Source organism: Prevotella dentasini JCM 15908, assembly GCF_000614065.1.
Lineage (GTDB): Bacteria > Bacteroidota > Bacteroidia > Bacteroidales > Bacteroidaceae > Prevotella > Prevotella dentasini.
Window position 1 is genome coordinate 79,616 of record NZ_BAKG01000009.1, and the last position, 24,477, is coordinate 104,092.

The window sequence follows — 24,477 nt, forward strand, 5'->3', positions numbered from 1 at the left end:
TACGAAGAAATTGCCGTCGAAAGTTCTTACCTTTGCAGGAAAATACAGAAAGCATGTTGAAAGACTTCCTACTCGTCGGACTGGGCAGCTTCCTTGGTGGCGGCTCTCGTCTTTTGGTTTCGAGGCTGATGTCGCAGTGGATGACCACTCCGTTTCCGCTGGGCACGTTTGCCGTCAACGTACTGGGCTGCCTGCTGATAGGCTTCCTCTCCGGCCTGCCGTCGGGCGGAGCGTTGTCGCCTGCCTCCAGACTGGTTCTCACCACGGGTTTCTGCGGTGGCTTCACCACCTTTTCCACGTTTATGAATGAGGGCGCGGCATTGCTGAAAGACGGCAACATGCCTGTTCTTGCGGCCTATATCGTCGGCAGTCTCGCCGTCGGCTTCCTTGCAGTCCTTGGCGGTCAGTTGTTGGCAGAGTTCGTCCGCAGCTGACGGTTACCCGTCTTCTGAAGCGGATTTCTGCCTGTGCAGTAGGCGGAATATATAGTTTTCGGGTGCGAATATCCTTTTTGTAGCAGTTGAAAGTGTAGGGACAGACCTCGTGTCTGTCCGATGCGCTTGTGGCGGACAGGCACGGGGCCTGTCCCTACAAGTTAGTTGCGCCTCGCGTTCTGTTTCCTTTTTTCTTCCTACATCCCGGTGGCTGCATATCCATTCCGCTGTTTCCATGAATCGAAAGTGCCGTTTTCGCCATGCGAACAAGGCTGTTTCATCAGGTCAAAGTGCCACTTTCGTTTTACACAACTGACCCAATTGATTATCAGATGTTTACATTTTTCTTTGCGCCTCTGTTTCCGCAGAATCGGTTCCGGGCGATGTGGTGGCATGGAGGAAGCATGTCTCCGTCAGGAATTTGCCACTGATGCCAATTAATATGTAGGGACAGACCGTGTGTCTGTCCGATTCTCGTGTTTCGGACAGGCACGGGGCCTGTCCCTACAAGTTGCCTGCGCTTCGCCTGTGATGCAGACAGAATGTGCAAAAAGAAAAAATCCATGTGCAAACACCCTATTTGTTGCAAGCGGAAGTGTAGGGACAGACCTCGTGTCTGTCCGATTTGCGTGTTTGGCGGACAGGCACGGGGCCTGTCCCTACAAGTTGCCTGCGATTCACCTGTGATGCCGGTAGGCACGGCGGACAGACTGTTTGCGCTCAGCCTGTGAATCGAGGAGGAGGGCAGAGATGCCCCGGGATGTTTCGGAGACAGCGGAAACGGCAGGACGGCTGAGGAAAATTTTCGTCGCGTGCAGTTACGTCTTACCAAAAGAAAATCGTATATTTGCACTGAAATAAACCGAAAACGTATGAATGAATTTAAGGACAAGGTAGCCGTGGTAACGGGCGGTGCGCAGGGCATCGGCAAGTGTGTGGCCGACGAGTTCAGGAAAGCAGGGGCGCAGGTCTGCATCATCGACAGGCAGGAGGGCAGCCACTTTGTGGGCGACATCGCCCGGAAGGAGGTGCTCGAGGCATTTGCCGGAGAGGTGGCGGCACGATATGGCAGGGTAGACTTCGTCGTCAACAATGCGCTGCCGGTAATGAAGGGCATCGACGACTGCTCTTACGAGGACTTCCAGTATGCCATGAGCGTGGGCGTAACGGCTCCGTTCTACCTCGTGAAGCTCCTTTCCGCGCATCTTGTCCCGGGAGCTGCCATCGTCAATATATCGTCGTCGCGCGACCGCATGAGCATGCCGCAGACCGAGAGCTATACGGCTGCCAAGGGCGGCATAGCTGCCCTGACCCACGCGCTTGCGGTGAGCCTCCGCGGAAAGGCGCGCGTCAACAGCATCTCGCCGGGTTGGATAGACACTTCCGGCACCCGGTACGAAGGGCCGGATGCCGCGCAGCAGCCGGTGGGCAGGGTGGGCCGTCCGATTGACATCGCCCATGCGGTGCTCTTCCTCTGTTCCTCGCGGTCGGGCTTCATCACGGGCGAGAACCTCTGCATCGACGGCGGCATGACGCGCCAGATGGTTTATCATGGCGAGCATGGATGGAGACTGGAGGAGTAGGGAGGCCGGGGGCTGACTTCGGGCAGCCGGCCGCATACCGGCAACGGAAGCCGTGGCTAAACGGCTGCCGTATGGAAATATTCAGAAAACAGATAAAACGCGAAAAGAAATGAAAGGGGTAAGTTACAAGGAACTTAGGTTCAACCCGTTCAACCTGCTGGGCGGAGAGTGGATGCTGGCGTCTGCCGGCAACGAACAGGAGGGATGCAACACGATGACCATCAGCTGGGGGCACTTCGGCTGCCTGTGGGGCAACAACGACCCTACGGCTGTCATCTACGTGCGTCCCACGCGCCATACGAAGAAGTTCGTAGACAGGGAGGAGCGGTTCACGCTCTCGGTGATGGACAAGTCGTTCAAACGGCAGATGGCCTACTTGGGCAGCGTGTCGGGCAGGGACGAGGACAAGATTGCCAAGGCCGGGCTGACCAAGGTGTTTGCCGACGGCAGCGTCTATTTTGCCGAAGCCAAGATGGTGATAGTCTGCAAGAAGATGTATGCGGCCGAACTGAAGGAGAGCGGATTCATGAGCCGGGAAACCGTCGGGGAGAGCTATCCCGAGAAAGATTTTCACACAATGTATGTCGGAAAGATTGAGAAGATTCTCGTAAGGGACGACGAATATCTCGGCAGATAAGCCGGAAGTAGCCGCCGACAGGGCGGAAGGGCGTTGCCGCAGTTTCGGGAAACGGTTTCCGAAGCCGGGAGGACGTCGCAGAAAAATATTGGAAATGTTAGGACATATTGCAGAATTTACGGCTTGGCCGATACTGACAGGTATCTTTGTCGGCTACATTGCCAATCGGATTATGAGCGGTGAGGGCAAGGGATGTTGCCTGAACCTTGTCGTGGGAATAGCCGGCAGCTATGCCGGAGCGTTCATCAGCCATCTGCTGAACATAGAGTTGTTCGGCAGGGGCTATCTTGCCAACTTCGTGTTCTGCCTCTTTGGGGCAGTGGCGGTGCTGTGGATTTGGAAGAAACTCTTTGACTAAGGGCTGCCGGTGTGCGAAGCTCCCGTCCCTCTTCCGTCGGTTTCGCTGCCGGGGAGTGGCGGCTGGGTGCTGCGCCGGCGGTGTTCAGGAGTTTTCGGACAAGGGAGATGGCCCGTCGTCGGCTTCGGGGTCTGTTGCCGGAGCGTCAGGTCCGATGAGCCGGCTGAGTCCGTCGGGGAGGCAGAAGCTGGGGCAGTTGATGTGTGAGAGCAGTTCCGTGCCCTTCTTTGTGATGTGGAACCGCTGGCATCTGCTGTCGTGCTTGCATGCCTGTCGCCGGATAAGCGACTTTCTTTCGAGGGATGCTATCACCTTCGAGGCGTTGGAGCGTGTAAGCCCGAGTTCGCCGGCTATTTCGCTGGCGAGCAGGTTCTCCCTCTCGGTGAGCAGGCATAGCAGCATGGTTTCGTTGATATTGAGCGCGAAGGTGGCTTCGAGCTGATGTTCAAATGAGGAAATGGCGCGGTATATGTCGCGTATTCGGGAAATGCAGGATTGGTTCATAAGCTATGATGGTGATGTCTTAAGCGTCAGCTCGTAAAGCCTCCCCCTCCCCAAACTTGACGCTTAGGGTGGGGGAGGCGGGTTTGTATGGGTACGAAATCGCCTTGGCTGCAATCAACTTGTCGGCCTGTTAGCCAGTCGGCTTGTCAGCTTACTTGAGCAAGTCGGCCTTGATGATTTCGTCGAATTGCGGCTTCATCATCGCTCCGACCGATTTCTTGGGAAGGCTGTCGGTAGGAATGAAGAGGATAGTGGGGATAGACTGTACTCCGAAGAGTGCAGCCAGTTCGGGCTGCTTGTCTACGTCTACCTTGTAAACGTCCACTTTCCCGGCATATTCCTCGGCTACCTGCTCCACGATAGGGGCTGTGGCCTTGCAGGGGCCGCACCAAGTGGCGTAGAAATCAATGATGGCCGGCTTCGTGCCTTTGTAGTTCCACTGGTTGGGATTCTTCTCGTAGTCCATGACGCGCTCGCGGAACATGGCTGCTGTTAGTTCTGTTACTCCGTTCATTTTCTTGTTCTCTTTATTTTGTTGTTCTGTGTTGGTTGGCTGAGTCTCTTTCTTTGTTGTCTGTGCGCAGCTGCCCATGGTGAGGGCAAAGGCTGCAAGGCAGGCTGCCAGAAGTTTCTTTGTCATAGTCGTGTGTTGGTTATGAAGGGCGGTGGCGGCCCGTAAGGGGGAGGTGTGTGAGCCGCTTGCAGGTCTGAACCGCCATTGTTGTATTAAAATGAGAATATTTCCTTTATTTTTTCTTCGAGCTGTGGACGGTTGAGAGTTCCGAGGAGAAGCTCCGGGGCTTTCCCCGGCTGCGCAAAGAGGAGGGTGGGCACCATTCTGATATTGAAGTTGCGCGTGAGTTCCTCGTTCTCGTCCACGTTGACGGTATAGAAGTCTGCGCGGTCGGCATACTTTCCTGCGAGTTCCTCGAAGATGGGTGCGAGGGTACGGCAGTGGCTGCACCATTCAAGGGCCGAGAAGTCTACGATGACGGGACGGTTGGCGGCAAACTGGAAGTTGCCTTGATTTCCTGTTCCTACGAGTGTCTTGAACTCTTCCTGTGAGATGGGTCGTGCGTTCATTTTGCTTGTCCTTTCTTTTCTTTACATTGTGATTGCCATATAGGAGCGGCGTTTTTGTAGTTTCCGTTGGAAAACATTGCAAAGATAGATATATAAGTTTAATCTAACAAATTTCCCGTGGAAATTATTCAAGAAAATAACATGAGTTAACAGAAAGGTGGGTCTGACGGTGTCAATTCTTCATCAGCACTATGCCGGAAGGCAGTGTTCGCAGTTTTGAAAGAGGAGAGGAAGCAGGCCGGGGAGGTATATGGAGGGGTGGATGGTAAACGATGATGGGCGTTGACTCTCATCAACGCCCATCCGGGGAATTTGTCTTGTGCCGGCAGGCCGGCTTGCTGCCGGTCCGTGTAGGCTTTGTCTGTCTTTGGAGTCAGGCGGAGCTGTGGGAGCAGGCCGTCTGTGCCGGCATACTGACTATTTGGTATAGAAGTCTATGAGCTGCACGAGGGCTTTCCGGCAGGCAGGGCAGAACTCCGGATTGGCATTGGTGCGCATGCGGCAGTCGGGGAAGGCGCGATATACTCCATGCTCGGAGTAGCCTGCCGGCTCGTAGGCTCCGACACGCCATTTGGACATATCGGCACTGGGCTTGTCAAGGTCGGACGGCTGCGGTGTGGGCAGCGGCGTTCCCTTCTCGATGAGATTTTCCCATTTCCCGTGGAAGTTGGCGAGGGTGGTAAGGTTGGGTTCCCATGGCTCCACGTCGTGCGGATACATGGGTATCTGCTCGTTGCCGTAGGAATACTCGTCACCAAGTCCGCCGAAGGAGTGTCCGAACTCGTGCACGACGACGGGCTTGAAGTAAGAATGATGGGTCATGGAGAGATTATAGGAGTTGAGGATGCCTCCGCCACCGTATTTCTCGGTGTTTACGAGTACTATAATGTGTTCGTAAGGCGTGCCTGCCAGCCAGTTGTGAAGGTCCTTGAGGTGGAGCGTGGTCAGGTAGCGGTCGCTGTGAAAGGTATCGAAGTTGGAGTGGAGGGCGGTGTTTTTCCAGATTCCCTTTCCCGGTTCGGATGTTCCGCTTTCCTGCGACGGCGACTTCACGGCAACGACATGGAAACGCGGGCGGAGCGACTTGAACGGTTCGTGGGCGAAGAGGGCTTCCATGGCCGTCCGGCAATCAGCAAGGAAGGTCGGCATCTCTGCCTTGGTATATCCCTCGGCAATATAGGCGATGTGTATGCAGCGTGTAGTGTCGGCAGCCTGCTGAAGGGTCTGGTAGGGCGTGGGCTTGCTGCCAATCCGGCGGATAAGAATATCGTTGGGGTCGACGGTGTGGGTTAGGGACGTCATGACGGTGCGCCGGTTGTTGTAAAGTTCGAGCGTGATGTCTACGCTGTCTTTCGGGAAAGGTACGAGAAAGACGTTCTCAAACGACCTTGTCTCGGTCTTGGCAGCATCGTAAGAGAGCCACTCCTGAAAGAGAGTGGAGAAGGAATTGCGGTAGATAACCTCGTGCGAACGGTGGTCGCGGACGATGACTTGTCCGTTACCCTCGACGGGAACTTCCGACAGCCGCTGCCGCTTTCCGTCCCATCGGGGCAGTCGGCATAGCTCGTCGACGGCTATGAACTGCCGGCTGCGGTTGCCGGAGAAGACATAGTCGAGGCGGAGGGTGGCGTTGGTGAAATACTTGTCGAAGTCCTGCGCCTGCATGGTAAGGCCGAGGAGAAGCAGTAGGAAAGTAGTTGCAAGTTTACGCATTGTTTTAGATTTATTTGTTGCAAATATACGGAAAATCCTTGGAATGGACAAGAAAAAGATTTAATAGCGATGTGCTCAGCAGCTATTTTACGAAGTGCGGATGCCTGTCGTCTCCGAGGCGGCTGTCGTAGGCAAAGCCTTCGTAGGAGAAGGCGGCAAGGCCGGATGGGGAGGTGAGGCGGTTTTGAATGATGAAACGAGTCATGGCACCACGGCAACTCTTGGCATAGACGGTAACGTTCTTGAGAGTTCCGTCCGGCTGACGGACGAGGAAATGCGGCTGAATGAGCATCGTCTCACAATTGATGCGCCTCCAGTCGAAGAGGTTCTGATACTCTGCGGTGGCAAGATGCAGGAGGATGCCGTCGTCGGCATGTACGGTTTGGAGGAGGAGGTCGGTGAGCCGGGGTTTCCAGAAGGCGAACATGTTCTTTCCTCCGGCTGCTTCGGTCGTAATTTTGGCTTCCATCCGATAGGCGTGGATAAGGTCGAGAGGGCGCAGCATGCCGTAGAGGAAACTCAGAATGGTCAGGTGCTGCTGGGCGAAACCGAGGTCTTCGGCGGAGAAATTCTCGGCTTTCAGACATTTGTATGCCTGTCCGTGATAGGCGAGAATGGCAGGGCGATTGGCTGAATCGTTGAAGAAGTCCTGATAGCGCAGGAGATTCTCAAGGGCAATTTGCGGATTGCAGTGAAGGTCGGAGGCGAGCTGTTCAGGGCTGCGCGACGACATCTCAAGGGCGAAGCGTCGGGCTTCGTCTGCAAAACGGGGAGAGGTGGCAGTCAGGCCGGGCGCGGAGAGGTCGCGCATAATCTTGGCAGAGGCAAGGAGGATGTGCATATCTGATACCCAATCCGGCTTCTCCGCCAAGGGAGGGAGCCGGAACGGTGGTGCTGTTTGTTGTTAATGAGCTACTCGCTTAGAAGTCCGCGACAACCGTCTTCAACGAGGTCGAGGGCAAGCTCAAAGTCTTCAGGCCCCCCATAGTAGGGGTCTGGAACTGAGGCTGCACCGGGATGGGCGGTGAAATAGTCTGCCATGCGCAGCACCTTGGCACGGGCCTCGGGCGAGGGGGCAAGGGCGGTAACGGCACGGTAGTTATCCTCGTCCATGACGATGATGCGGTCGAAGCGGCGGAAGTCCGCAGCGGCATCGAACTGACGGGCGATGTGGTCGATGTGGTAGCCGCGGCGGAGGCCGTGCTGCCGCATGCGCTTGTCGGGAAGTTGTCCGACATGCCATCCGCCCATGCCTGCGGAGTCGATGAAGTACTGGGAGGTGAGTCCGGCATCGTCGACGAACCGCTGCATGACGGCGTGGGCGGCCGGAGACCGGCAAATGTTGCCGAGACAAATGAAAAGGAGGTTTTGCATAATGATGGTGTTGAAGGCCCTCGCCTCTGCTCCCCGTCCGTGGTGAAAGATTACCGGGAGTCCTGCCTCGACGGTGGAGGAAAGGCTGCGCCCGTATGGCAGCATGCAGGACGGAGACAGCGGAGGAAACTGAAGCGGAGAGGCCTGTTATTGTGCCTTGAGTATTCGTTTGGCGTTCTCGATACGTTCGGAGGTGGGGGCAGGCACGTCCTTGAGGGTGTAGGGGATACCGAGTTTCTCCCACTTGTACGTCCCGAGCGAATGGTAGGGCAGCACTTCGACCTTCTCTATATTATATAAGGTGTCGAGAAAACTGCGGAGATGGCGGAGGGCGGAGTCGTCGTCGGTGATGCCGGGAACAAGGACGTGGCGAACCCATACGGGCTTGCGGATGTCGGAAAGATAGCGCGCACAGTCAAGAATATTCTCGTTCGCCCAGCCGGTGAGCGACTTGTGGGCTTCGGAATCGATGTGCTTGATGTCGAGAAGGATGAGGTCGGTGTACTGCATCAGCTCCTCGAAAAGGCGGAAGCCGGCAGAATCGCGCCGGAAAGGCTGCGCTGCCGTGTCGAGGCAGGTGTGGATGCCCATTTCCTTTGCCTTGCGGAAGAGCCGGATAAGCGGTTTTATCTGTAAGAGAGCCTCGCCGCCGCTGACGGTAATGCCTCCCTGCCTGCCCCAATAGCTGCGGTAGCGGACGGCCTGAGCGAGAAGCTCGTCTACGGTGCGCAGCTCGCCGCCTGTCTGTTCCCACGTGTCGGGATTGTGGCAGTACCGGCAGCGCATGGCACAGCCTTTCAGGAAGATGACGAAGCGGATGCCGGGCCCGTCGACGGAGCCGAAAGACTCGACGGAATGGACCAGAAGAGATTCATGCCCATCGTTGTTTCCTCCTTTCGGGAAGGAGGAAAGGGGCTGTGCAGACTCGGCGGAGGGTTGCTGTTGTTGGTTGATTGGTTGCATGATAGTGATAAAGAACCTTCCCCGAAGCCTCACAAGAAGGGGCTTGTCTCGCGGAAATCCTGTCCGAAAGGGAATCGCCGGGGCTGCAACACAACGGCAGCAGACAGGCCGGGAGGGCGGTCGCAGGAGTGGGAAGAATGAAAGGAAAGACCGGCAGGACGGGGAAAGAGTGATGAGGGCGGAGGAATAAGACAGGAAAACAAGCCCCCTGCCGTCGTGGGCAAGGGGGGTGTTGCTGTCAGTTTACCCCTCCGTTGGGAGAGAGGGTGGATTCAGGGAGAGGGATATTACATCTTTCCGTGTGCCTGACGGGCGATAACGTCCATCTGCTGCTCACGGGTGAGGTCGATGAACTTCACTGCGTATCCGCTGACACGGATGGTGAAGTTGGCATACTCCTCCTTCTCGGGATGCTCCATGCAGTCGATGAGCTTGTCGACACCGAATACGTTGACGTTCAGGTGGTGTGCGCCACGGTCGAAGTAGCCGTCCATTACGCCTACGAGCGTGTTGGTGCGCTCCTCGTCGTTGTGTCCGAGCGTGTCGGGGCTGATGGTCTGAGTGTTGGAGATGCCGTCAAGCGCATACTTGTAAGGCAGCTTGGCCGTAGAGTTGAGCGAAGCCAGAAGGCCGTTCTTCTCTGCGCCGTACGACGGATTGGCACCCGGGGCGAGCGGTGCACCTGCAGGACGTCCGTCGGGCATGTTGCCGGTGTACTTGCCGTAAACCACGTTGGAAGTGATGGTGAGGATGCTTGTCGTCGGCTCGGAGTCGCGGTAAGTGTGGTGCTTCTTCACCATGCCGATGAAGGTCTTCAGCAGCCATACTGCAATATCGTCGGCGCGGTCGTCGTCGTTGCCGTAGCGCGGGAAGTCGCCCTCGGTCTTGAACTCAACGGGGAAGCCCGTCTCGTCGCGGATAATGTTGACCTTGGCGTACTTGATGGCACTTATGGAGTCGACAACGTGGCTGAAGCCGGCTATGCCCGTAGCGAAGGTGCGGCGCACGTCGGTGTCGATGAGTGCCAGCTCGGCTGCCTCGTAGAAATACTTGTCGTGCATGTAGTGGATAAGGTTCAGGGTGTTGACGTAAACACCAGCGAGCCATTCCATCATGTCCATGAAGCGCGGCATGAACTCGTCGTACTTCACTACGTCGCCCTCAATCGGACGGAAAGCCGGGGAGCACTGTTCGCGTGTCTTCTCGTCAATACCGCCGCTGATGGCGTAGGTGAGACACTTGGCGAGGTTGGCGCGTGCACCGAAGAACTGCATCTCCTTGCCCGTCTGCGTAGCCGAGACGCAGCAGCAGATGGAGTAGTCGTCGCCCCAGACCGGACGCATCACGTCGTCGTTCTCGTACTGGATGGAGCTTGTAATGACTGAAATCTTGGCAGCGTAACGCTTGAATCCCTCGGGCAGACGGGAGCAGTAGAGTACGGTGAGGTTAGGCTCGGGCGACGGTCCCATGTTCTCCAGTGTGTGGAGGAAGCGGAAGTCGTTCTTCGTAACCATCGAGCGGCCGTCCATGCCCATGCCTGCCACTTCGAGCGTAGCCCATACGGGGTCGCCGGAGAAGAGCTGGTTGTAGGACGGGATGCGTGCGAACTTCACCATGCGGAACTTCATTACCAAGTGGTCTATCAGCTCCTGTGCCCCGGCCTCGGTGAGCGTGCCTTCCTGTATGTCGCGTTGGATGTAGATGTCGAGGAAGGTGGAGATGCGGCCGACGGACATGGCGGCACCGTTCTGCGTCTTGATGGCAGCGAGGTAGCCGAAGTAGAGCCACTGCACAGCCTCGCGTGCGTTGGATGCAGGCTGTGAAATGTCGTAGCCGTAAATCTTCGCCATCTCCTTCATCTCGTTGAGGGCCTTTATCTGCATGGAGATTTCCTCGCGCAGGCGGATGGTATAGTCGGTCATCGTGCCGTCGCCGCAGTTGCGCAGGTCCTTCTTCTTCTCCTCGATGAGGAAGTCTATTCCGTAGAGAGCCACACGGCGGTAGTCGCCCACGATTCGTCCGCGTCCGTAGGTGTCGGGCAGACCTGTGAGGATATGGTTGTGGCGGACGAGCTTCATCTCGTCGGTGTAGGCGTCGAATACTCCGTCGTTGTGCGTCTTGCAGTATTTTGTGAAGATTTCGTGCAGTTTTTCAGAGGCTGATAGCCGTAGGTCGTGCAGGCCTGCTCTGCCATCTTGATGCCGCCGTAGGGCATGAAGGCACGCTTGAGGGGCTTGTCTGTCTGGAGGCCGACCACCTTCTCAAGCTCCTTTGTACCCTCGCTGATGTAGCCCGGTCCGTAGGCGGTCATGCTGGAGACAACCTCTGTCTCCATGTCAAGCACTCCGCCCTTGGCGCGCTCCTGCTTCTGAAGCTCCTTGAGCATGCCCCAGAGCTTGTCGGTGGCATCGGTCGGACCGGTGAGGAACGACTCGTCGCCGTCGTAGCAGGTGTAGTTGTTCTGAATAAACTCGCGTATGTTGACTTCATCAAGCCACTTGGTGCCAGTGAAGCCTCTCCATTCTTTTCTCATGACTGTGGAAATATAAATGTGAATACTTTTTTCTGTCTGGTGTTTTGGGTAGGTGGGGCGGCATACAGGCATCGGCAACGGGAGCACGGATGCGCTGCAAGGTGGGACGGGCGTCCCGTGGGCGGTGCAGTACGGTGGCGTCCCTGCGTGCAGGGGCATCGCTGCAGTCCGTCTGCGGCCTTGTTTTTACGTATGCAAAGTTACGTGCTTTTGCCGCTTTGGGCAATACTTATTTGTAAGTAAAAAACGTTGCACATGTCCGTTTCTTTGTGCAGCTATGGTTTCTTTCTTATTTTTCAATCATTATTATTAGGTATTGCCTTGTCCGCTAAGGTCGCGTTTTGCAATGTGAAGTTTGCAAACGGAGGATTGTCTTAGGTTTCATTTCCCATATTGTTAGTATTTTTGTGATTTGGCAGCTTGTTTTCTGTTCGCGATAATTTCTGTTGTGCGGATGTTTTCTCCGCTGTCTGATTTGGTATTTCCGACGGGTAGGTAAGCCGGCTGCTGCCTGATTGGGCCGGAAGCCGTCGGCTGACGTGGCAAATGTAGGTATTTAATCTGAGGTGGCAAAGAAAATATGGAAAAATTTCAATAATGAGACCGAGAAAAGGGACAAAAAGGCCCGTATTGCGGCATTTCCGTCTTCATTTCCCCGGCATTTGGGGGCGGAAAGCCGTTGCCGGGGGCATCGTGAAAGGAGGTGGCGCGGCGTCGTGGAGAAGGTGTCGGGACGGGAAAACGAAAGTGCCGTTTTCGCATGGTGAAAACGGCACTTTCGCGTGGTCAAAGCGGCACTTTCGTTTTGTCGGCAAGACTTGGCCTTTCGGGCAGCCCGGAAGGCTACCGGAGCTTGCGTCTCACGTCGGCGAGTGCGGCCACCCAGTCGGTATCGAGAGAGAACTGGGTAAGGTAGTCCTCGCGGTTGTAATAGGAGAGCACCAGTTCGCGGTCGGGGTCGTTGTAGAGGGGATGGTTGATGCTCGCCTCGCGGAAAATCTTCAGGACGCGTGCGCGGTCGATGGTCTGTGCGCGCTGATATTCCTTGGTGAAGAGGTTGACATAGTCGTACATGTAGTAGGCCATTGAGTCGAGCTGGTTGCTCAGGTGGGCCACCTCCGTGTTGGTGTACTGCCGCGCAGTGTCGGAGAGGGCGATGAGGGTGCGCGTCTTCAGGTACGAGATGGCATCGACCTTGAACGATGCTACCTTTCGGACGGCAGCGTCTTCACGGGTGTCGGTGGCCACCTTGTAGGCGGCGTCGTAGATTTGCTGATAGACGTGGGTGTTGGTCTGTGCCTTTGCGCCGATTGCAGCGAGGAAGGCGAGGGTGAGGAATAATACTGTTCTTTTCATAATTCTTGCTTGTTGGCCTGTCCGCTTCCTCCGGCAAGGAGAGATGCGGCGGCGGTTGTGGGTGATGGTGTGGGCTTTGTGTTATCTGATTCGTTCCTTGTTCTTGTTGGCGAAGTCCTTCCACGAGGAGAAGTGCCGGTCGGCTGGCTCGGGCCGGTTCATCTGCAGGAAGTGGCAGTAGGCGGCAGCGGTGGCGTCGGTGGCATCCATGAAGTGGGGCATCTGGTCGTCGCGGAGGCAGAGCAGCCGCTGCAGCATGCCTGCAACCTGCTCTTTCGAGCTGCGCCGTTGCCGGTTATGGCCATCTTTATCTTCAGGGGGCATACTCGTGGATGGGGACGGAGTGGTGGATGGCGGCGGCGATGGCGACTCCTTGGGCGCGGCCGAGCTTCAGCATCGACTGGACGTTCTTGCCGAAGAAGGGGGCTTCGATGGCCAGTTCGTCGGGCAGGTACTCGTCGATGATGCCCGTAACGCGGTCGAATATCTTGCCCAGCCGCAGGTAGGCGTCCTTTTCGCGCCGCATGTCTATGACGCCCATGACGACGAGCTGCGCCTTGCTGCCCACGACACGGAGCACCCCGTAGCCCATGACGTTCGTGCCCGGGTCTATTCCGAGGATAATCTTCGGTTCCGTTTCCGTCCTTCCGCTCATCGGTCCATGTAGGGATTGTGTGCCAGCTCGAATCCTATGTCGGTCTTCGGGCCGTGTCCGGGATAGACTGCGGTCTCGTCGGGGAGCATGCAGAGCTGCCGCAGGGAGCTGATTATCTGGAACATGCTGCCTCCGGGGAAGTCGGTGCGCCCGATACTGCCCTTGAAGAGCGTGTCGCCCGTGAAGGCGGCGTGCTCGGACGGGCAGTGGAAGACCACCGAGCCGGGAGTGTGGCCCGGCGTGCGCAGGATGTCCATCTTGTGGCTTCCGAAGCTGACGGTCTCGCCCTCGGCAAAGTAGTGGTCTACGGCAGGGAAGTCGTAGTCGGTTTCTATCTGAAACATCTCTCTTGCCTGTGCCTTCATGTTCTCCATGAGCACGTCGTCGCCGGGTGCGGCCTCGGGTCTGAGTCCGAAGGCTTCGTATATTGTGTTGTTGCCGAAGTTGTGGTCGAGATGCCCGTGGGTGCAGAGGAGATGGACGGGACGGAGGTTCCGGGTGCGGATATAGTCGGTGACGGCGCGGCGTTCCTCCTCGTAGTAGGCACCGCAGTCGATGATGACGCACTCCGAAGTCTCGTCGGAAACCACGTAGCAGTTCTCGGAGAGCATGTTGCAGGGGAATTTCTGAATGTTGAGCATATCTGTATGTAGTCCCTTTCCCGTCGGTCTCTCCCCGGCTTTCTGCTGCCGGGAGGGAACGCCCGGAAGGCTGCGACGGGGAGGTTCTGTCGTGCTTCCGCTCTTTCCGCGGAGCTGACGGGTACGGGTGGGGCGTTGTTTTTGGAGTTGTTTGTACTTTTTGGGGGGATGGCTGCGGCAGAGCCGCGACGTAGAGGGTGAAGGCTGCGGAGGGGCGAGGAGCTGACGGGCAAGGCGTCGGCAGTGTCTCGGAGCACAGGCTGGAGTGCAGCGACGGTGCAGGCGAGCCTCCGGTATCCGGCATCCCCTCCCTTCCGGGGGCTTGGGGAGGCTTTCCTATACCGGCAGATAGACTACATGCTTCTCCCGGAACCATTCTCCGTCAAACCAGTGGCTGATGTCTTCCTGCTGAACGATGCGCCGGAAGGGGGCTGTCTCGGCCGAGAGGTCTCCTCCCTTGAGGACGATGATGCCGTTGGGAAGGGCGTTGTGTTGGTCGCGTGCGATGTTCTTGCGGACAATCTTCACGAGGTCGGGCAGCGGCATGACGGCACGCGAGACGACGAAGTCGAACTTTCCCTTCTCCTCCTCGCCGCGGAGGTGCTGCGGCAGTACGTTTTCCAGTCCGATAGCATTGGCAACCTCGGTGGCGACACGTATTTTCTTGCCTGTCCCGTCAATGAGCTTGAAGTTTGCCTCGGGGAAGAGAATGGCGAGGGGGATGCCCGGAAAACCGCCCCCTGTGCCGAAGTCGAGCACGTTGGTGCCGTCGACGAAGCGTATCATCTTCGCGATGGCGAGGGAATGGAGGATGTGCCGTTCGTAGAGATTGTCGATGTCTTTTCTGGAAATGACGTTGATTTTCGCGTTCCAGTCGCGGTAGAGCGCGTCGAGGGCCTCGAACTGGCCGCGCTGACGCTCGGTGATGTCGGGGAAGTATTGGGTGATGAGTTCTGTCATATTCGGGTGTTGGTTGTCGGATGGTGGGTATTTGTGAGCACTATCAGGGGCGGTGGGAGCTTTCTTTCAGATACTCCGAGGGAGCCGGAGGGGCTTTTTCAAGATGCAGGATGGGGCATGCCGGGTTGTTGTTCCTGCCTACCGCTCTATGCTGACGCGCACTTCCTTGGCTGCAATCTCGCCCGGCGTATATATAAAGGTGGCGGAATCGTCGGTGAGGATGCAGTTGTCAGTGGGGTAGGGCGACGTTCCTACGAAGTAGCCCTTGGTACGCAGGGCGGTGGAGTCGGCATTTTCTAATCCGAGGCGTCCGGCAAGGGCGGAGACAATCTCGTGGGTGAGACTCTCGCGGTAGTCGTCGCCGAAAGCATCGGCGAGGGTTGTGATGCGCCCGGTCTTCGGGTTGAAATTGCGGACGAGGGTGTACCGGACAACGGCATCGCCCGTCTTGTTTGCAATGTCGGCGAGGCAGACGATGTCGCTGCCCTGTCCTGCGGCGAAGCGTGTGCGGATGTCGAGCTGCCAGTCGAGCCGCGCCGCCTTTTTCTCGTGCTGTCTGATGAGCCGGGCCATCTCCACGTAGTCGTCGGCATAGCGTCTGACGAAGTCGCGGACGGCAGGCACGGGCTGCAGCCGTTGGTAGCTGATGCCCGAATAGTCGGGTTGCAGGAGTCCCATGCGGAGCAGCGAGTCGTTGACTGCGGCATACTCCTTGCCGCGGAGGTAGGCAAAGTCGACGTGTACGCGCAGCCGCCCGTAGTGGCCGAGGGTGAGCACGGTGTCGGCCACGGCATGCGCCACGGGCACGGTGAGGGCTTTCGGCTTTTTATCCCCACCTCCGCAGGCGGCGAGGACGAGGCCGGCGGCGAGCGCAAAGGCTGCCGTATATAGTTTCTTGACCATAATCGGGACAAAGTTACGAAAAAGTTTTGTAACTTTGCAGGTCAGTAAAGGAACATTAAAGAAAATAAACAGCAGCGCGGCCCTGTATGTTGCGACACTGCCGCAACCCATCTGCCGCTGCCAACGAAAGGACAAAAGACTATGAAAGCAAAGGCTTGCCTGTTCGACCTCGACGGTGTGGTATTCGATACCGAGCCACAGTACACGCTCTTCTGGGCAAAGATAGCGCGCGAGTTCCGCCCCGACGTGTCCGATATGGAACATCTGATAAAGGGACAGACGCTCGTAGAGATTTACGACCGGTACTTCGGGGGCGACACTGCTACGCAGCAGACCATCACCGACCGCCTGAACGACTATGAGCGCAACGAGCTGGCATACAGCTACCTGCCGGGCTTCGAGGCGTTTGTGGAGAGACTGCGCAGCGGGGGCATCAAGACGGCCGTCGTTACCAGCTCTAACCGCGAGAAGATGGAGAACATCTACCGCCGCCACCCCGAGTTCCGCGGCTATTTCGATGCCATCCTCACGTCCGAGGACTTCACCGAGAGCAAGCCGTCGCCCCAGTGCTACGAGCGTGCTGCCGCACGTTTCGGCCTTGAACCGAAAGACTGCATAGTCTTTGAGGACAGTTTCAACGGACTGCGGTCGGGAAGGGAATCGGGCGCATACGTCGTCGGGATAACCAGCACGAACAGCGCGGAGGCGATTGCAGGGCTTTGCGACGAGACGAGGGAGAACTATTTAGATTCAAAGTTCGTAATCCAAAATTACGATTGCCCCTGATTCCTGCGTGCCTAATCCGACATTCAGTGCCCGGAATTGAGGAAATTCACCGTTCGACATCCGCAATCAGGAAACCTCTCTCCCGACATTCAGCACCCGAAGCCGGGGAATCTCCCCATTCATCACTCAACATTCATTACTCGAAACTCACTACCAATGGGATATTTAACGACAGACAAGAAGAAGATAACGACCAAGACCTTTGCCGAAATGAAGGCAGCAGGCGAAAAGATAGCGCAGATGACCGCCTACGACTTCACGACGGCAGGCATCCTCGACGCTGCCGGGATTGACAGCATACTCGTAGGCGACTCAGCCTCCAACGTCATGGCAGGCAACGAGGACACGCTCCCCATCACCGTCGACCAGATGATTTACCACGCGCGTGCGGTGGCCCGGGCGTGCAAACATGCCCTCGTGGTCTGCGACATGCCCTTCGGCAGCTATCAGGCGAGCCGCGAGGAGGGCATCCGCAACGCCATCCGCATCGTGAAGGAGACGGGGGTGGACGCTGTGAAGATGGAGGGCGGACAGGAGATAGCCGATACCGTGCGCGGCATCGTGCAGGCAGGAGTACCCGTCGTGGGGCATCTCGGGCTGACTCCCCAGAGCATCCACGTCTTCGGGGGGTACGGTCTGCGTGCCAAGGAAGAGGCGGAGGCCGCCAAGCTCCTTGCCGACGCCAAGGCCCTCGACGAGGCCGGTGTCTTCGCCATTACGCTCGAGAAGGTTCCTGCCAGCCTTGCGGCAGAGGTTACGCGCTGCGTCCGTGCGGTTACGATTGGCATCGGGGCAGGCAACGCGACCGACGGGCAGGTGCTGGTCTATGCCGACGCGCTCGGGATGACCAAGGGCTTCAAGCCGAAATTCCTCCGCCATTTTGCCGATGTCAACAGATGTATGACCGAAGGCGTTGAGGAGTATGTACGGACGGTGAAGGACAGTTCGTTCCCGGGCGTGGAGGAGTCGTATTAGATTCAGTCAGTCGCCTGTTCGGTGTCTGTTTCCCGATATTCCGCTGTGGGGAATCGAGACGGCAACAGAAACAATGCGGATATGCTGCCACGGGGCTTGAGCCAGTCGGATGATAATGGGCAGCAGTCAGCAAGCGACCTGTAGGGACAGGCCCTGTGCTTGTCCGCTCCGCTTGTTTCGGACAGACACGGGGTCTGTCCCTACATTTCCGCTTGCTATTAAAAGGGTATTCGTGTCTGAAATCTGTGCATTATCTACCTTTTTTTCATGGGCTAATCTGTTTATTTTCTCTCCGTCATGTTTCTATATTGTGGGAAAGAAATATGTATCCTGAAAACATTGATAACCAGCGGTATGTGATTGGGAAAACGAAAGTATCGTTTTCGTGTAGCCAAAGTGCCGTTTTCACACGACGAAAACGGCACTTTCATTTCATGGAGACGGCTGAACGGATTGTCAATACAGAGCTTGAGACGAGCAGCGGACAATGTGCAACAGTCAGCAAGTGGCCTGTCCGCACCGCTTGTTTCGGACAGACACGCGGTCTGTCCCTACATTTTCACCTGCTATTAAAAGGGTTTTCGCGCTTGGAATCTGTCCTTTATGTATTGTCTGACGGCATTACAGGCGGAGCACAAGCGACCCGTAGGGACAGGCCCTGTGCCTGTCCGCACCGCCTGTTTCGTACAGACACGGGGTCTGTCCCTACATTTTCACCTGCTATTAAAAGGATATTCGCGCTTGGAATCTGTCCTTTATGTATTGTCTGACGGCATTACAGGCGAAGAACAAGCGACTTGTAGGGACAGGCCCTGTGCCTGTCCGCTCCGCTCGTTTCGGACAGACACAGGGTCTGTCCCTACATTTCACATGCAATAAAAAGGGTATTCGCGTTTGGATTCTGCTCCTTCTGTACCTTTTTGTCTAAATCCTTATCTATTCATTCTGTCTTTCTCACTTTTGAAATCTCTCCACGCACATCTTCTGCCTGAAAGAACAATATACCCATCAGCACCCTGCCGTGCCTGTTCCCTTCTGTCTGCATGCACGGCAAAGCCCCTGTCTGCCCTCGGAAGGGAACAGACAGGGGTCTTGAAGTGTCGGCTATACTACCGCCTGAGCGGAAGTAACAAAGGATTAATAGTTTTCTGGAGCTACTTGGAAGAAGCTCTGTGGATGCTCACAAACCGGACATACTACCGGGGCAGCCTTGCCCACTACGATATGGCCGCAGTTGCGGCACTGCCATACGGCACTTCCGTCTTTTGCAAAGACGAGCTTGTCGTTTACGTTCTTCAAGAGCTTCAGATAACGCTCCTCGTGCTTCTTCTCGATGGCAGCTACCTTGCGGAACTTGGCTGCAATACCGAGGAAGCCCTCTTCTTCAGCCTCCTTGGCCATACGGTCGTACATGTCGGTCCATTCGTAGTTCTCGCCCTCGGCGGCAGCTTCAGATTCTCGTCCGTTGAGGGGATTTCGGCACCGTGAAGGAACTTGAACCAGAGCTTTGCGTGCTCCTGCTCGTTGAGCGCAGTTTCCTCGAAGATGGCTGCAATCTGCTGATAGCCTTCCTTCTTGGCCTTGGAAGCAAAGTAGGTGTACTTGCCGCGTGCCTGACTTTCGCCTGCAAAGGCATCCTGAAGGTTCTTCTCGGTCTTGCTGCCTTTCAGGGCCTCGCCGTCGAACTCCTGAAACTTGTCTGCCTTAGCGTGGCAAACGGGGCACTCTGCCGGAGCCTCTGTGCCCTCGTGCATGTAGCCGCAAATGGTGCAAATGAATTTCTTCTTCATAATGTTTCTGTCTTAATTTGAAATGATATAATCTTGTTTGTTTCCTAATGTTCCTGTATTGGACGTTCTCTTTTAGCTTGATTCCGCCTTTATTCTTCCGTGATGGAATCGTCAAGGTGTATTTGTAATAATTCCAATATTTCCTGTTCGTGCTGCAAAAGTAGCATAATTTATTGGTAAGGCATAACTTTTTAACATCTTTTCGCCTATTATTGGGTAATTGGCCGTTGGGCATCAGCCTCGTCCCTGTCCCGGAATTGCGGGAGGAAGATGCTCCGCCCTGCGTATGCACCGGCAGTCCCCGTATGCCGGATGCTGCGGATGCGGATATGCAAAACCGCCTGCCCGGTGGGTCGGACAGGCGGCTGGATATGTTTGCAGGCTATCGGACGATGCGCGCGTACTCCTTCTCGAAGGCCTTGGGATGGCGTCCGATGAGGATGACGTTGACGAGGCAGTTGGCGACAATCTCCTCGTTGGTCAGCTGAACCTTGCCGTCTTTCCTGACGTTCTTGCCGAGCAGCACCTCCCACGGGCCGTTGAAGTTGCTGTCGTCTGCCCCGAAGAACATTTCGCCCGAGTCGGGGTCTTCCATTAGCTGGTAGTGTATCTGTTTCTTGGAGGGGACGGGCGTCATGGCGAGAAGAAGACCGTATGCGGCCTGAAACGGCTCGCGGAGCTTTCTGCCCTTTGGAAACATCAGTCCGACATAGGGGAATATCTCTTCAAAATCGTAAGCCTGAAAGTATTCTTGAAGTTTCATTGCTGGGTGATATTGGGTGTTTGGTAACGGGTGCCGGGTGTTGGCGAACGGCTATGTTGCCGCGTATTGGCAGGGGAAGGGCGTCGTTCGGCGTCATTTCCCACAATGCGCGGTGCCCGTCGCCTTAGAACTTGGCCATCTTGATGGCGTCTATGGCACACTCGTCGCCCTTGTTTCCGAGCTTTCCTCCGCAGCGGTCAAGAGCCTGCTGGAGGTTGTCGGTGGTCAGAAGTCCGTAGATGACGGGGATGTTCTGCGTGGCGTTGAGGTGGGCAATGCCGTAGGTAACTCCCTCGCAGATGTAATCGAAGTGCGGGGTTTCGCCACGGATGACGCTGCCGAGGATGATGACGGCATCGAAACCGTCGTTCTTGGTCAGCTGCTGTGCGCCGTATATCAGCTCGAAGCTGCCGGGCACGGTCTTGATGTGGATGTTCTCGGGTATGGTGCCGTGCTTTTCGAGAGTCTTCACGGCTCCGTCGAGGAGCGCACCCGTTACTTCCGGATTCCATTCCGACACTACGATGCCAAAGCACATGTTGCTTGCATCGGGAACGGTGGCGGTATCGTAGGAAGATAGGTTGTGTAAGGCTGTTGCCATGTTGGGATTCGGTGATTTGAGGATGGGGGCCCGGACGTGTAGAATTGAGGCTTGGGGTCTGCTTCCACGGTAGGGAAAGGTCCTCAAGCCTCAAGTCTCAGGCGTCTGTATTTAGTTGGATGCGCGCTCGATATACTTGTCTATGTCCTGAAAAGCAGGAGAATTGACGTATGTCTTCTTGATGTTCTTGTATATTTCGAGTGCTTCTGCCTTCTTGCCTTGGCTTTCGAGGAGGATTCCTGCCTTCTTGAGGGCGAGTGGGGCAATGGTTGTGTTCACGTTGTCGAGGGCCTGACTATTGGCGAGATCGGCTGCCTTCTTGAACGCGCTCAGTGCCTTGTCGTTCTGATTGTTGTTGGCATAGATGTCGCCAAGGGCCATCTGGGATGCCGGGCTGATTACCATGTCCTTGCCGGTGCTGAACTTCTCGGCGTTCTCCATGGCCTTTGCCCAGTTCGGCTTGGCTGATGCGCATAGCAGAGAGCAGTGTAGAGGTTAGCAAGGTTTCCTGCTTCGGTTCCGCTGTAGTCGCTCTGGATCTTCTCGAATCCCTTGATGGCCTGATCATACTGCTGTGCGTTGAAGAGGGCTTGGCTCTTTGCCAGTTCGGTACTGGCTTCTGCCTCGCGCGGACCCGACACGAACGTGGTGTAGCACAATATGCCTGCAACGACAATGACCACTGCCGCCACGGCGATAATGAATTGTTTCTTGTACTTCAGGAAGAAGGCTTCAGAATTGTTGAGGGTTTCTTCGTATGTCCCTTCTGCTTTTTTGTTTGCCATTTTTTTCTTTATTGTTTTTTGTTATTTTCGTTTGTATGGTGCGCCCACGGCATCTCCGCAGGAAGACAACGGGGGAATATCGGGGCAAAGTTAATGAAAAACTCGCGTATAATGAAATTTATTGCAATATATTTTGGCTCATCCGCCAAATGCCGTATGGGGTTTTGCCCCTGTTTTCCTGCTGTAGCCGGACTGCCGCGGGGCTACAGGCGGCAGACGAAGGTGAAATCGTCGGGGAATGTCCCGGCTATCTGCCCCGGATTGTGGCCGAAGATTCCGAAGAGCGCGCTGCCGCTGCCGGACATCTGGGCATAGAGTGCGCCGAGTCCGTAGAGCCGCTGCTTGATGTCTGCCAGACGCGGATGGGCGGCAAAGGCAGGCTGCTCGAAATCGTTGGTCAGTTCGCTGCGCCATGTTCCTATAGGTTGCCGGACAATGTCGCGGCAGCATTTTGCCGGCTGCCGGGGTGTGATGGCGCGGTAGGCATCGGCCGTGGAGACGGCGATGCGGGGCTTTACGATGGCGATGTAGTATCCGCTGAGTTTTCCTTTCTCCATACCGGCAGGGGCAAACTGGTCTCCGATGCCCGTTGCATAGGCGGTCTCGGAGGCTATGAAGAAGGCGCAGTCGGCCCCGAGCCGTGCTGCATGGCGTTCCATTTCGGCTTTTCCCATGTTGAGCCTGAACCGCTCGTTGAGCAGCCGGATCATTCCGGCGGCATCGGACGAGCCTCCTCCGAGTCCGGCCTGAGAGGGTATGCGCTTGAAGAGGTGGGCATGGACGCGCGGCAGGGTGTAGCCGGCAGCGAGGAGACGGTAGGCGCGCACGACGAGGTTGTCGGCCTCGCTGCCCCCGATGGCGTCGCCGGTCAGCTTGAGGTCGCAGTCGGTGTCGGACGGGAAGCCGTCGTCCATCGTCTTTATCTCCAAAGCGTCGCACAGGGGAACGGGATAGAAGACGGTCTCTATGTTGTGATAGCCGTCCGGACGGCGGCTGACGACGTTCAGTCCGAGGTTGATTTTGCAGCAGGGAAAGGTAATCATGTATTATTATATATAATGTGTGGTGCAAAGGTAGCAATAATATTTCATAATCGGCAAGAGGTACCGACGAATAGGCGGGGATAATTTTGAATTATGAATTATGGATTATGAATTATTTTGTGTACTTTTGCGCATTATGCCAGAAACCAAAAGCAATACACCCAGAACCAACCGGCGCAGGACGCAGGCACCGATAGACAACACCTACGGACACTTGCAGCCGCAAGCACCTGAAATAGAACGCGTTGTGCTTGGCGCACTGATGATAGACAAGGATGCCTTCACGGTCGTATCGGAGATTATCCGTCCCGAGACGTTCTACGAGAGCCGCCACCAGAAGATATACGATGCCATCCAGTCGCTCAACCTCCACGAGAAGCCCGTCGACATCATGACCGTTGCCGAAGAGCTCAAGCGGAAGGGCGACCTTGAGGACATCGGCGGCCCGGGCTACATCGTGGAGCTAAGCTCGCACGTCGCTTCGTCGGCCCACATAGAGTACCACGCGCGCATCCTTGCACAGAAATTTCTTGCCCGCCAGCTCATACAGTTCGCCTCGATGGTGGAGACCGACGCCTTCGACGAGACCGTCGACGTAGACGAACTGATGCAGAAGGCGGAGAGTTCGCTCTTCGAACTGTCGCAGAAGAACATGGCGCAGGACTACACGCAGATAGACCCCATCGTCAGACAGGCGCACGACCTTCTCGTCAAAGCGGCCCGAAACAAGGAGAACGGCGGACTGACGGGAGTCCCGAGCGGATTTCACCAGCTCGACAAGATCACGGCCGGATGGCAGGCCTCCGACCTTATCATCATTGCCGGACGCCCTGCGATGGGCAAGACGTCGTTCGCCCTGAGCATCGCCAAGAACATTGCAGTGGACTACCGGGAGCCTATCGCCTTCTTCTCGCTCGAGATGAACAACGTGCAGCTCGTCAACCGGCTCATCTCCAACGTCTGTTCCGTACCGGGAAACAAGATTCTCAACGGTCAGCTGACGCCCGACGAGTGGGAACGATTCGACTCCAACCTGCGCCGCCTCGACGGTGCGCCCATCTATGTCGACGACACTCCCGGCCTGTCCATCTTCGAGCTGCGCACCAAGCCCGTCGTCTGGCCCGCGAGCACGGCATCAAGCTGCTGATGATAGACTACCTTCAGCTGATGAATGCCAACGGGGCGCGCTTCAACAGCCGTCAGGAGGAGGTCTCGACCATATCGCGCTCGCTGAAGGGACTGGCCAAGGAGCTGAACATTCCCGTCATAGCCCTGTCGCAGCTCAACCGTACCGTCGAGGCGCGCGAGGGTCTTGAGGGCAAGCGTCCGCAGTTGAGCGACCTCCGCGAGTCGGGAGCCATTGAGCAGGATGCCGACATGGTGCTCTTTGTTCACCGTCCCGAGTACTATCATATCTATATGGACGAAAAGGGGAACGACCTGCACGGCATGGCGCAGATTATCATTGCCAAGCACCGCAAGGGTGCCACGGGCGACGTGCTCCTGAATTTCCGCGGCGAGTTTACGCGGTTTGCCAATCCCGAGGACAACGATTTCCGTGCACCGCTGCCGGACGGCGGTACAGGCGGAGAGATTATCGGAAGCCGCATGAACGACGAGCCGCTGCCTCCGCCTCCGCCCGGAATGGGAGGGGCAGTGCCTTTCTGAGAAAATGAAAGTGCCGTTTTCGCATAGTCAAAGTGCCGTTTTCGTCATGCGAAAACGGCACTTTCGTTTTATGGAGACAGCAGGCTGGGCAAGGCGAAATGCTGTTTGTGATGTGCGACTGATAATGTGCAGCGAATCGCAGGCGAAATGTAGGGACAGGCCCCGTGCTTGTCCGCCACACTCGCATCGGACAGACACGCGGTCTGTCCCTACATTTCCGCTTGCCACAAACAGGGGATTCGTGCCTGAAATCTGTCCTTTATGCGGATTCTGTCTGCGCTATAGGAGGTGCGCAACCAACCTGTAGGGACAGGCCTCGTGCCTGTCCGCCACACGCTCATCGGACAGACACGCGGTCTGTCCCTACAT

The 24,477-nt window shown here is 56.4% G+C and carries 21 protein-coding genes and 5 pseudogenes; 7 read left to right on the forward strand and 19 right to left on the reverse strand.

All coding sequences use genetic code 11. The annotated features are described in order from the left end of the window. The first annotated feature begins 53 nt into the window (after positions 1 to 53). The 4 genes from crcB (at position 54) to JCM15908_RS06035 (ending at position 3,012) form a co-directional block, all read left to right on the forward strand. A complete protein-coding gene (gene crcB, locus JCM15908_RS06020) occupies positions 54 to 434 on the forward strand; it encodes a fluoride efflux transporter CrcB (protein WP_025002664.1) in 381 nt (126 codons plus the stop codon). 872 nt (positions 435 to 1,306) lie between these two features. Further along, on the forward strand, positions 1,307 to 2,017 hold the full coding sequence (locus tag JCM15908_RS06025) for an SDR family NAD(P)-dependent oxidoreductase (protein ID WP_025002665.1): 711 nt from the start codon (positions 1,307 to 1,309) through the stop codon (positions 2,015 to 2,017). 109 nt (positions 2,018 to 2,126) lie between these two features. After that, a complete protein-coding gene (locus JCM15908_RS06030) occupies positions 2,127 to 2,654 on the forward strand; it encodes a flavin reductase family protein (protein ID WP_025002666.1) in 528 nt (175 codons plus the stop codon). A 94-nt stretch (positions 2,655 to 2,748) separates the two neighbouring features. Then, positions 2,749 to 3,012 (forward strand): GlsB/YeaQ/YmgE family stress response membrane protein, encoded by a 264-nt coding sequence (locus JCM15908_RS06035; RefSeq protein WP_025002667.1) that lies wholly within the window; start codon positions 2,749 to 2,751, stop codon positions 3,010 to 3,012. An 84-nt stretch (positions 3,013 to 3,096) separates the two neighbouring features. On the opposite strand, the gene JCM15908_RS06040 is transcribed toward JCM15908_RS06035, so the two are convergent. The 14 genes and pseudogenes from JCM15908_RS06040 to JCM15908_RS06105 all read right to left on the reverse strand — a co-directional run bounded on the left by JCM15908_RS06040 (position 3,097) and on the right by JCM15908_RS06105 (position 15,697). Beyond that, positions 3,097 to 3,516 carry a MarR family winged helix-turn-helix transcriptional regulator gene (locus JCM15908_RS06040; protein ID WP_025002668.1) on the reverse strand — a complete coding sequence of 140 codons (420 nt, stop codon included), beginning with the start codon at positions 3,514 to 3,516 and terminating at the stop codon, positions 3,097 to 3,099. A 151-nt stretch (positions 3,517 to 3,667) separates the two neighbouring features. Next, positions 3,668 to 4,156: a thioredoxin gene (trxA, locus tag JCM15908_RS06045; RefSeq protein ID WP_025002669.1), complete on the reverse strand. Its 489-nt coding sequence runs from the start codon at positions 4,154 to 4,156 to the stop codon at positions 3,668 to 3,670. 86 nt (positions 4,157 to 4,242) lie between these two features. Beyond that, the gene (locus JCM15908_RS06050) at positions 4,243 to 4,599 is read right to left on the reverse strand and encodes a thioredoxin family protein (RefSeq protein WP_025002670.1); all 357 of its coding nucleotides are present in this window, start codon (positions 4,597 to 4,599) and stop codon (positions 4,243 to 4,245) included. A gap of 417 nt (positions 4,600 to 5,016) precedes the next feature. Next, on the reverse strand, positions 5,017 to 6,312 hold the full coding sequence (locus JCM15908_RS06055) for a M64 family metallopeptidase (RefSeq protein ID WP_025002671.1): 1,296 nt from the start codon (positions 6,310 to 6,312) through the stop codon (positions 5,017 to 5,019). 82 nt (positions 6,313 to 6,394) lie between these two features. Beyond that, entirely contained in the window at positions 6,395 to 7,153 is a 759-nt protein-coding gene (locus JCM15908_RS06060) for a YaaA family protein (protein WP_025002672.1), read from the reverse strand. Positions 7,154 to 7,224: 71 nt separating this feature from the next. Then, positions 7,225 to 7,686 carry a low molecular weight protein-tyrosine-phosphatase gene (locus JCM15908_RS06065; protein ID WP_036892870.1) on the reverse strand — a complete coding sequence of 154 codons (462 nt, stop codon included), beginning with the start codon at positions 7,684 to 7,686 and terminating at the stop codon, positions 7,225 to 7,227. A 147-nt stretch (positions 7,687 to 7,833) separates the two neighbouring features. Beyond that, positions 7,834 to 8,649: a pyruvate formate-lyase-activating protein gene (gene pflA / locus JCM15908_RS06070; RefSeq protein ID WP_025002674.1), complete on the reverse strand. Its 816-nt coding sequence runs from the start codon at positions 8,647 to 8,649 to the stop codon at positions 7,834 to 7,836. Between the two features lie 287 nt (positions 8,650 to 8,936). Beyond that, positions 8,937 to 9,449: a glycine radical domain-containing protein gene (locus tag JCM15908_RS15580; protein WP_373277409.1), complete on the reverse strand. Its 513-nt coding sequence runs from the start codon at positions 9,447 to 9,449 to the stop codon at positions 8,937 to 8,939. Further along, positions 9,429 to 11,341, reverse strand: a pseudogene (locus tag JCM15908_RS12680) (pyruvate formate lyase family protein); the annotation flags it as partial. The pseudogene JCM15908_RS12680 and the gene JCM15908_RS15580, both read right to left, overlap by 21 nt. A 684-nt stretch (positions 11,342 to 12,025) precedes the next feature. Then, complete coding sequence (locus tag JCM15908_RS06085) at positions 12,026 to 12,538, reverse strand: hypothetical protein (RefSeq protein WP_025002676.1); 513 nt, start codon at positions 12,536 to 12,538, stop codon at positions 12,026 to 12,028. Between the two features lie 81 nt (positions 12,539 to 12,619). Continuing rightward, positions 12,620 to 13,193 (reverse strand): annotated as a pseudogene (gene ruvC, locus JCM15908_RS12685) (crossover junction endodeoxyribonuclease RuvC). Continuing rightward, complete coding sequence (locus JCM15908_RS06095; protein WP_025002677.1) at positions 13,190 to 13,834, reverse strand: MBL fold metallo-hydrolase; 645 nt, start codon at positions 13,832 to 13,834, stop codon at positions 13,190 to 13,192. The pseudogene ruvC and the gene JCM15908_RS06095 overlap by 4 nt, the downstream one beginning before the upstream one ends. A 336-nt stretch (positions 13,835 to 14,170) precedes the next feature. Further along, a complete protein-coding gene (gene rsmG / locus JCM15908_RS06100; protein WP_025002678.1) occupies positions 14,171 to 14,794 on the reverse strand; it encodes a 16S rRNA (guanine(527)-N(7))-methyltransferase RsmG in 624 nt (207 codons plus the stop codon). Positions 14,795 to 14,932: 138 nt separating this feature from the next. Then, the gene (locus JCM15908_RS06105) at positions 14,933 to 15,697 is read right to left on the reverse strand and encodes an RsiV family protein (protein WP_025002679.1); all 765 of its coding nucleotides are present in this window, start codon (positions 15,695 to 15,697) and stop codon (positions 14,933 to 14,935) included. A 141-nt stretch (positions 15,698 to 15,838) separates the two neighbouring features. Here JCM15908_RS06105 and JCM15908_RS06110 point away from each other — a divergent pair, with 141 nt between their 5' ends. Next, positions 15,839 to 16,483, forward strand: a complete 645-nt coding sequence (locus JCM15908_RS06110; protein WP_025002680.1) for an HAD family hydrolase — start codon at positions 15,839 to 15,841, stop codon at positions 16,481 to 16,483. A 156-nt stretch (positions 16,484 to 16,639) separates the two neighbouring features. Next, on the forward strand, positions 16,640 to 17,458 hold the full coding sequence (gene panB, locus JCM15908_RS06115; RefSeq protein WP_025002681.1) for a 3-methyl-2-oxobutanoate hydroxymethyltransferase: 819 nt from the start codon (positions 16,640 to 16,642) through the stop codon (positions 17,456 to 17,458). Positions 17,459 to 18,595: 1,137 nt separating this feature from the next. Here the strand turns inward: panB and rbr are convergent. From rbr to ispE, 5 genes and pseudogenes are all read right to left on the reverse strand, one after another. Beyond that, positions 18,596 to 19,248 (reverse strand): annotated as a pseudogene (rbr, locus tag JCM15908_RS12690) (rubrerythrin). Between the two features lie 382 nt (positions 19,249 to 19,630). Beyond that, the gene (locus JCM15908_RS06130) at positions 19,631 to 20,011 is read right to left on the reverse strand and encodes a hypothetical protein (RefSeq protein ID WP_025002682.1); all 381 of its coding nucleotides are present in this window, start codon (positions 20,009 to 20,011) and stop codon (positions 19,631 to 19,633) included. A gap of 124 nt (positions 20,012 to 20,135) precedes the next feature. After that, a complete protein-coding gene (ribH, locus tag JCM15908_RS06135) occupies positions 20,136 to 20,612 on the reverse strand; it encodes a 6,7-dimethyl-8-ribityllumazine synthase (RefSeq protein ID WP_025002683.1) in 477 nt (158 codons plus the stop codon). Between the two features lie 111 nt (positions 20,613 to 20,723). Further along, positions 20,724 to 21,397, reverse strand: a pseudogene (locus JCM15908_RS12695) (tetratricopeptide repeat protein). Between the two features lie 203 nt (positions 21,398 to 21,600). Beyond that, positions 21,601 to 22,440: a 4-(cytidine 5'-diphospho)-2-C-methyl-D-erythritol kinase gene (gene ispE, locus JCM15908_RS06145; protein WP_025002684.1), complete on the reverse strand. Its 840-nt coding sequence runs from the start codon at positions 22,438 to 22,440 to the stop codon at positions 21,601 to 21,603. 136 nt (positions 22,441 to 22,576) lie between these two features. Between ispE and dnaB the strand changes: the two are divergent. Further along, positions 22,577 to 24,108: pseudogene (gene dnaB / locus JCM15908_RS12700) on the forward strand (replicative DNA helicase). Positions 24,109 to 24,477 lie beyond the last annotated feature (369 nt).